Here is a 1,681-nt window from a genome sequence, read left to right on the forward strand (position 1 = left end):
GCGGAACGTGAAATCGGCATGGTGTGAAACCGCTCGAATATGCCCCTCTGCTTATCCATAAACAGGCGATAAGCCGTATAGGCTATTCCGCTTGCGATAGCCATAAGCAGTATGCCCGGCAACAGGTAATTCACGTAGTTCTCCGTTCCGGTTTGAATGGCGCCGCCTAACACATAGACGAACAGCAGCATCATCGCAATCGGAGTGATGCAGACCGTGACGATGGTGTCCATACTGCGGAAAATATGACGCATGGAACGTCCAAGCATCACGCTAATATCGGTGAAGAAATGACTCTTTGCCGTCTCCATTTTATATGGCCTCCTTTTTGCCGATGATCGAGAGGAAAATCTCTTCTAATGTCGGTTGTTTTTCGACATACTCCACCTTTGCGGATGGGAACAGCTTTTTTAGATCCGAGAGCGTGCCGTTGGCGATAATCCTACCCTCGTGCAGAATAGCGATTCGGTCGGCAAGCTGCTCGGCTTCCTCCAAATACTGCGTGGTTAGGAGAACCGTCGTGCCGCCGTCGGCAAGCTCCTTGACGATCTTCCAAACCTCGATGCGCGCTTCGGGGTCAAGCCCGGTGGTCGGCTCGTCGAGGAAAATAATCTTCGGATTTCCCACAAGGCTCAAGGCGATGTCGAGCCTGCGGCGCATCCCGCCCGAATACGTAGACGCCCTGCGGTCGGCGGCGTCCGTCAAGCCGAAGCGTTGAAGCAAGTCGTCCGCAATCTGACGCGGATTTTTGAGGTATCGTAGCTTGGCAATCATGATCAGATTTTCCCGTCCGGTCAAAATTTCATCCACGGCGGCGAATTGCCCGGTCAGACTGATCGCCTGCCTTACGTTCTCTGGTTTTGACGCAACATCGAATCCGTTTACGGTGGCCGTTCCGCTGTCTTGATTGAGCAGCGTAGTGAGGATTTTGACAACCGTTGTCTTGCCCGCCCCGTTGGAGCCGAGCAGAGCGAAAATACTGCCCTCTTCCACCTCGAAATCTACGCCCTTCAGGACTTGAAGCTGCTTGTAGGACTTATGCAGTCCTTTAACTTGAATGGATTTGCTTGGCATATTTTTTCCCTCCTTATATAACCGTAACTTTTGACAATTCGGCCCCCATGCCTTTAAGCGAAGCGTAAGTCAGCTTATCCATGAACGCGCCGTCAAAGCTGATAGTTTTAATAATGCGGTAATACTTTTTAGACCACGACGAGGTCGGGAAATATACGTTCTTGAGCGTAGCGCCCTTAAACGAAACTTCGTTCAGCGCCGACTTGTCGAACTTAACGCCGATAAAGGTTTGCCCCTCAAAGCTCAGTCCTCCCAGAGCGGAAGAATTGAACTCCACGCCGTCAAAGATACAGTTTTCAAAGATTGTTCTACTGAGGTCGGTCGTGTTCAGCTTGACGTCGGTCAGCTTAGCGCTTATGAATTTTGCGCCTTCTAACATCGAAGAGCTGAAATTCGTGCGGACAAGAATCGTCTTATTGAAACTTGCATTCTTCAGGTCAAGAGCCGATAGGCTGCAGTCCGTCAGATTCGCTCCGTCAAAATTGGCTCCGCGTACGTCGCTGCCCTTAAACGAACTGCCGGTCAGATCCGCGCCCGAGAAGTCAGAACCTTGAAGAGCGCTACCCTTGAACTCCCCTTTGTGTGCGGTAACGCCCGCAAAGTCGCT

3 protein-coding genes are annotated in these 1,681 nt (G+C 51.4%); all 3 read right to left on the reverse strand.

The window, feature by feature from the left end:
• Positions 1–311 (reverse strand): ABC transporter permease (locus DFP95_RS28535; protein WP_181907655.1); only part of this gene is annotated, 311 nt, incomplete at its 3' end.
• 1 nt (position 312) lies between these two features.
• On the reverse strand, positions 313–1,074 hold the full coding sequence (locus DFP95_RS28540; RefSeq protein WP_115996076.1) for an ABC transporter ATP-binding protein: 762 nt from the start codon (positions 1,072–1,074) through the stop codon (positions 313–315).
• Between the two features lie 13 nt (positions 1,075–1,087).
• Positions 1,088–1,681: pentapeptide repeat-containing protein (locus tag DFP95_RS28545; RefSeq protein WP_147304241.1), on the reverse strand; the 594-nt coding region annotated here is incomplete at its 5' end.

This window comes from Cohnella lupini, assembly GCF_003386205.1.
GTDB classification, from domain to species: domain Bacteria; phylum Bacillota; class Bacilli; order Paenibacillales; family Paenibacillaceae; genus Cohnella; species Cohnella lupini.

What these genes read in the sequence shown, in the direction of transcription:
- DFP95_RS28540 (WP_115996076.1), bottom strand. Translation starts at nt 1,074, where the DNA reads ATGCCAAGCAAATCCATTCAAGTTAAAGGACTGCATAAGTCCTACAAG.